General features: G+C 52.3%; 6 protein-coding genes. 1 reads left to right on the top strand and 5 read right to left on the bottom strand.

Annotated features, from left to right (window positions below):
* A partial coding sequence (locus tag ABYT30_RS13770) for a sensor histidine kinase (RefSeq protein WP_373097034.1) occupies positions 1 to 1221 on the top strand: 1221 nt, incomplete at its 5' end.
* 18 nt (positions 1222 to 1239) lie between these two features.
* Here the strand turns inward: ABYT30_RS13770 and ABYT30_RS13765 are convergent.
* The 5 genes from ABYT30_RS13765 to ABYT30_RS13745 form a co-directional block, all read right to left on the bottom strand.
* Positions 1240 to 1449 (bottom strand): cold-shock protein, encoded by a 210-nt coding sequence (locus ABYT30_RS13765; RefSeq protein ID WP_373078357.1) that lies wholly within the window; start codon positions 1447 to 1449, stop codon positions 1240 to 1242.
* Between the two features lie 314 nt (positions 1450 to 1763).
* Positions 1764 to 4631, bottom strand: coding sequence for a valine--tRNA ligase (locus ABYT30_RS13760; RefSeq protein ID WP_373097031.1), 2868 nt, complete (start codon positions 4629 to 4631; stop codon positions 1764 to 1766).
* 154 nt (positions 4632 to 4785) lie between these two features.
* Positions 4786 to 5157, bottom strand: a complete 372-nt coding sequence (locus ABYT30_RS13755; RefSeq protein WP_373078353.1) for a hypothetical protein — start codon at positions 5155 to 5157, stop codon at positions 4786 to 4788.
* 8 nt (positions 5158 to 5165) lie between these two features.
* Entirely contained in the window at positions 5166 to 5588 is a 423-nt protein-coding gene (locus tag ABYT30_RS13750; protein WP_373078351.1) for a DNA polymerase III subunit chi, read from the bottom strand.
* A gap of 3 nt (positions 5589 to 5591) precedes the next feature.
* Positions 5592 to 6504: leucyl aminopeptidase (locus ABYT30_RS13745; protein WP_373097029.1), on the bottom strand; the 913-nt coding region annotated here is incomplete at its 5' end.

Raw genomic sequence — 6504 nt, 5'->3', positions numbered from 1 at the left:
GTGCATTCCGATGTGACTTCATTTAAAGAGGTTGAGCGCGAGGTACTGCGCTTGAACCGTAATTTGGAAGATCGCGTGCGTCTGCGCACTCAGCAATTAGAAAACGCCCTGGTCAGCGCGGAGGCGGCCAATAGCGCGAAGGCGGCATTTTTGTCGGTAATGGGTCATGAGATCAGAACACCCATGAACGGGGTTATCGGCATGACCGATTTGCTTTCCAAGACGACACTGGATCGCGAACAGAGAATGATGGTGGATACTGTCCGTCGGTCTTCGCAAAGTCTGCTAGCAACGCTTGATCATATTCTCGATTATGTCGCCTTGGAATCTGGCAGCGTGGAAATCATCCCGGAAGAGATTCAGTTAGTTGAGTTTATTGAAGGACTCGTTGATAGCGTGGGTCTTGACGTTGCAAAAAACAAACAACGCTTTATTTTGCATGTTGAGCCAGGAGTGCCGCCAGTGGTGCTGGCTGATGCAGGGTATTTGGGAAAAGTCATTCGTAATTTGATAGATAATGCGATCAAGTTTTCGGTCTACACGGTTCCCCAGGGTGTTATCCAATTGCGCGTAGCCTTGGCGGCTGATCAGGCCAATTTGGCGTCTGGGCAGCAGCGTTTGGAAATCAAGGTTATTGATAATGGTATTGGTATTTCCAGCGAGCAGCGTGGTCAGCTTTTTGAACCCTTTGTACAGATAGAGAGCAACCGAGCTCGTCGCTTCGGGGGGACGGGCTTGGGGCTAGCAATTTCGGCACGGATTGTGGCGTTAATGGGGGGGCAGCTTGCGCTGAGTAGTGGCCCAGAAGAAGAAACTTGCTTCACGGGTACGCTTGTTTTCGATGTGCCAGAGGTGGCCGTTGCCATTGAAGAAGCCCGGAACATCGAGATTCTTGCGTGTATTCCTGATCCGCTTTTACACAATGCCTTAGCGGCTATTTTAGAGGTAAACGCCTATTCGGTGACGTGGTTTACTTCGACTGCGGAGTTGAGTTCTGCTGTGGCAGAATTGACCGTGCCGGGCGTCGTGTTGGCGTTGGCGGCCGACCAAGATACACTGAATTATTGCGCCGAGCATAATTTGAAAGTACTGAAATTGAGTGAGCGGCCCCGAGACAAGGCTACCTTGCGCTTAGATCTTGTGTACACCGATCCATTGCTTCCTTCTGCATTATTGCGAGCATTAGAGCGCGAGCAGCGCGTATTAAGCATCGGCTTATAAGGGTTCGTGCTCGCAGTTCTAGACTTTGACGACATCCTCTGCCTGTAAGCCCTTCGGGCCACTGATTAGGCTAAATTCAACGACCTGTCCTTCATCCAAGGTGCGATAGCCATCGCCGCGAATAGACCGGAAATGCACAAAAACATCACTGCCTTCGCTGTGGCTGATAAAGCCGAAACCTTTTGCGTTGTTAAACCATTTTACCGTGCCGGAAACGCGTTCACTCATCGTTGTACCTCGTTGAATTTTTCAGGGCAGGAAATAAAGTAATAAACAATATGACTTTGTGGATTAATACGATTTTGAAAAGCATCAGCGCTGCAGCGCAGGTTTGGGTATGGCTGAAAGCTTAGGGAAAACGAGGGCGTTGCAGGAGCTGCGAAAGAGGGGGGCGCTGCAAAGTGCAGCGCTTGGCAAATACGTGCAAGCATCACTATACGGCGGTATATCAGGCCAGTGTTGAACCCTACTATAACTGCTTCAACGTATTTGTCTACGCTTTCTGCGGCAATAGTAGGGGCTATGACCTTTGTTGTGAGCTTTTACAGGGCTTGAATACTCTTGATTTGCTCAGACAGGGTTTGTTGCGCAGCTTGTTGAGTCGCCAGTTTTTCTTGCTCCTTGGCCACGACATCGGCAGGCGCTTTATCTAAGAAACCGGCATTGCCAAGCTTGCCCTGGATGCGCTGAATCTCTTTGTCGAGTTTTTGCACTTCTTTTTCAAGACGGGCAATTTCAGCCGTTTTGTCGATTAAGCCAGACATTGGCACCAAGACTTCCATGCTACCCAGTAATTGAGTTGCAGACATGGGGGCCTCATCCGTGGCGAGAAGCCACTGAATGTCGTCTAGTTTAGCAAGTTTGCACAGGGCTTGGCGGTTGCTGTTGAGGCGGCGAAAATCTTCATCGCTGCCATTCTTTAGCAGTAGGCTAAGGGCCTTACCCGGTGGCACATTCATTTCACCGCGAATATTACGGACGGCCAAGATAACGCCTTTTAGCCACTCGGCATCGGCAATGGCGTCATTGTCAATTTGCTCGTGCTCCGCCAGGGGATAGGCTTGGAGCATAATCGTATCGCCCTCAGCCTTCAGCTTAATACCAGCTATCGGTGCGACCCGCTGCCAAATTTCTTCAGTAATAAAGGGCATAAATGGGTGGGCCATGCGCAAGGTGGCTTCTAAAACTCGAATCAAGGTGCGGCGAGTGCCACGCTTGGCTTCTGCACTGGCGTTGTCGTCCCAAAGTACCGGTTTCGAGAGTTCGAGATACCAGTCGCAGTATTCATTCCAGATAAATTCATAGATAGCTTGCGAGGCATGGTCTAAGCGGTAGGCGCTCATGGCCTCGGCAACGGCCTGCTCAGTTTGCTGTAGGCGGGAAATAATCCAGCGGTCGGCCAAGCTTAGTTCAACTGCTTCGCCGTTAATGCCGCAATCTTGCTCGTCGGTATTCATCAATACGTAGCGGGCGGCATTCCAAATTTTATTACAGAAGTTGCGATAACCTTCTAAACGTCGCATATCCCAGTTAATGTCACGGCCCGTCGACGCCAAGGAGAAAAGGGTGAAGCGCAGTGCGTCAGTGCCGTGGGCGCCAATGCCGTCAGGAAAGGTATTGCGGGTGGCCTTGGCAATTTTTTCAGCAAGTTGTGGCTGCATCATATTGCCGCAGCGTTTGTCGAGCAGGGCGTCGAGCTCAATACCGTCGATCATGTCCAGTGGGTCTAAGACGTTGCCCTTAGACTTGGACATTTTCTGGCCTTGCTCATCGCGGATCAGGCCGGTGACATAAACAGTTTTGAAGGGTACTTGCGCCTCGCCGTTTTCGTCTTTATTAAAGTGCATGGTCATCATGATCATGCGCGCCACCCAGAAAAAGATGATGTCAAAGCCAGTGACTAAGACGTCTGTTGGGTGGAAGGTTTTTAGGCGCTCGGTCTGTTCGGGCCAGCCTAATGTGCCAAATGTCCAAAGCGCGGAGCTGAACCAGGTATCGAGTACATCGTCATCTTGTTTGAGCTCGAGACTGTCGGCCAGCTGGTATTTTTCTCTGGCCTCAATCTCATTGCGGGCGACATAGATATTACCTTCAGCGTCGTACCAAGCGGGAATGCGGTGACCCCACCAGAGCTGTCGCGAGATGCACCAATCCTGAATGTCCCGCATCCAGCTAAAGTACATATTTTCGTATTGCTTGGGCACAAACTCGATGCGGCCATCTTCTACTGCTTCGATCGCTGGCTTAGCGAGCGCGGCGGTGGCGACAAACCACTGGTCGGTGAGCATGGGTTCAATGACGAGGCCAGAACGGTCGCCGCGCGGCACTTTTAGGCCGTGATCGTCGACTTTCTCGAGTAGGCCTGCGCTGTCGAAATCGGCAACGATGGCTTTGCGCGCCGCATAGCGGTCTAAACCGGCATAACTGGCGGGCAATGTTTTGTCGAGGTCAGTATTTTCTGAACTATCGCTATTGAAGATCTCTGCTTCTGGGCGAATGGCCGCGTCTTTGTCGAGGATGTTAATCATCGGCAGTTTGTGGCGCTGGCCGACCGCATAGTCGTTGAAATCGTGTGCGGGGGTGATCTTTACACAGCCGGTGCCGAACTCGCGGTCGACGTAGTCGTCGGCCACAATTGGGATTTGTCGGCCAACCAGTGGCAAGGTGATGAATTTGCCGGTCAGTGACGCGTAGCGCTCGTCCTTGGGGTTGACCGCCACAGCGGTGTCGCCAAGCATGGTTTCGGGACGGGTAGTGGCAACCACGAGGTAGTTCTTGCCGTCGCTGGTAGTGGCGCCGTCCGCTAGGGGGTAGCGGAAGTGCCACATAAAACCTTTTTCGTCCGAGTTTTCGACTTCAAGGTCTGATATAGCGGTGTGCAGTTTTGGGTCCCAGTTAACTAGGCGCTTGCCACGATAAATGAGTTTGTCGTCGTACAGACGAACAAAGACTTCTTGTACGGCTTTGTAAAAACCGTCATCCATGGTGAAACGTTCGTGATTCCAGTCTACCGAGGCGCCAAGACGACGCAGTTGGCGGGTAATGGTGCCGCCGGACTCTTCCTTCCACTCCCATACTTTGTCTAAAAATGCCTCGCGGCCAAGGTCGTGCCGGGTTTGGCCTGTTTCCGCTGCCAGTTTACGTTCTACCAGCATTTGGGTAGCGATACCGGCGTGGTCGGTGCCCACTTGCCATAGGGTGTTTTTGCCCTGCATACGGTGGTAGCGAGTGAGGGCGTCCATGATCGAGTCTTGGAAGGCGTGCCCCATATGTAGACTGCCGGTGACATTTGGCGGCGGGATCATGATGCTATAGGCATCGCCCTTACCCTGCGGGGAAAAATAACCGCTTTCCTCCCAGTTTTGATACCACTTGCTTTCGATGTCGGCGGGCTGAAATGTCTTGTCCATGGTGTCTCGATAATCTGTTGTAGCGATAAATGACGCCGAGCTAGCCATGGCAGAATACAAAGGGCTAGCGTGGGGGCGGCGATAAAAAGGGAGCAAGTATACTGAGTTTTAAGCCTACTGGCCAAAACTGTCAACGGGATTGCAATGTTAGGTTTTAGCGATTGGGATGGTCTTGCTGGTACCAACGTTCAAGAACGTCCCGATCTAGATTGAGCAGCCGCTTGCGCAGTTCGGCCTCTATTCCCGGCATCATTGAGTCGATCAGATCTTGGATAAAGATTTCTCGTTCGAAATCGTCGTCGTGATGATGGTTAGCGTAGGCTTTAGGGCTCGGCGATGTGGTGGTGAATTCAACGCCGGTATCGCTGAATCGCATTTCCTCAATGTTGTCGTCGTACTTATCTGGCGCGCTTTCGATAATATCGTCTAGTACCGGGATGGAGGCGGGGTCGATTCCCGCCGTATCGACTAGTACCGCTTGTAAGTCCTCTAATTCCCCAAGCAGGGGCGTTTTGTCGTTAGCCATAATGGGGGTCAGCTGTTAATAGTGTGAGAGTTAAGCGGGTAGCCACGATTTTTGTAAAAACTATAGCGCTGGCGAGACGCCAATAAGCTGGTCTCGTCCTGACAAACGATTTCAGCTAGGCGTTGGAATCGGCTAAAAAAGCTTGGCATGTCACGCGCCGTATTGATGAGTACATCGCAATGCTCACCGGCGTATTCGCCACAGCCCACCAATACCGGGTTGTTGTCGCCGGGATGGCAGCTATGGGGGATGAAACTTTCGTCGCGGAAATCCCACAATTGTTGATTGAGGGTATCGGCGGCGTCGCTATCTTCACAGTGGATGTACACGTCGTGGCCACTTCGATAGGCCTTTTCCGCTAAGCGGCAGGCGTACAGCGCCGCCGCAGTAGCGGTTTCTTGCTTAAGGATATAAAAGTCTATCTTGGTCATTGTTTAGCTGCCGACCTTACTTATTAAGTAGTGGCAAAGCAGGCTAACGGGGCGACCGGTTGCACCCTTGTTGGCGCCAGCAAGCCATGCCGCGCCGGCGATATCGAGATGCGCCCAGCGATATTCCTTGGTAAACCGTGATAGGAAGCAAGCGGCGGTGACACTGCCCGCTTCAGGGCCACCAATATTGGCCATATCGGCAAAATTGCTGTCTAACTGGTTTTGATAATCATCCCAGAGTGGCATATGCCAAGCGCGATCTTGGGCGAGTCGGCCCTGCTCAAGCAACTCTTGGGCAAAGCTGTCGTCGTTGCTGTAGAGGCCCGCGGCGTGTTTTCCCAGGGCGACGACGCAAGCGCCGGTCAAGGTGGCAATATCAATTACCGAGGCGGGCTTGAAACGACCAGCGTAGGTCAGGGCGTCGCACAGTACTAAGCGTCCTTCGGCGTCGGTATTGAGAACTTCAATAGTCTGGCCTGACATGCTGGTCACCACGTCGCCGGGCTTAGTGGCGCCACCGCTGGGCATATTTTCAGCGGCGGCGACGATGCCGATGACATTGAGCTTTAAATCCATGTCAGCGATGGCACTCATTGTGCCGACCACGCTAGCGGCGCCACACATATCGTATTTCATCTCGTCCATTTTGGCGCCGGGCTTTAAACTAATGCCGCCGGTGTCAAAGGTGACGCCTTTGCCAACCAATACATGGGGTTGGGCGCTTTTCTTGCCACCTTTGTATTCAATCACAATTAAACGCGCGGCTTGGTCGCTGCCAGCGCTGACTGAAAGCAGGGCACCCATGCCCAGTTGTTTCATTTTTTTCTCGTCAAGTACGCTCACCGTAATTGACTGGAATTTACGGCCAAGGCTGCGGGCTTCGCTGGCGATGTATTCTGGGGTGCAGATATTGCCG

Source organism: Zhongshania sp., assembly GCF_041623545.1.
GTDB lineage: Bacteria > Pseudomonadota > Gammaproteobacteria > Pseudomonadales > Spongiibacteraceae > Spongiibacter.
The sequence above is the reverse complement of the archived record's forward strand: the minus strand, read 5'-3'. Positions and strand labels throughout refer to the sequence as shown.

Coding starts and splice junctions, on each gene's coding strand:
- ABYT30_RS13765 (WP_373078357.1), bottom strand. CDS start 1,449: ATGAGTGAACGCGTTTCCGGCACGGTAAAATGGTTTAACAACGCAAAA.
- ABYT30_RS13760 (WP_373097031.1), bottom strand. CDS start 4,631: ATGGACAAGACATTTCAGCCCGCCGACATCGAAAGCAAGTGGTATCAA.
- ABYT30_RS13755 (WP_373078353.1), bottom strand. CDS start 5,157: ATGGCTAACGACAAAACGCCCCTGCTTGGGGAATTAGAGGACTTACAA.
- ABYT30_RS13750 (WP_373078351.1), bottom strand. CDS start 5,588: ATGACCAAGATAGACTTTTATATCCTTAAGCAAGAAACCGCTACTGCG.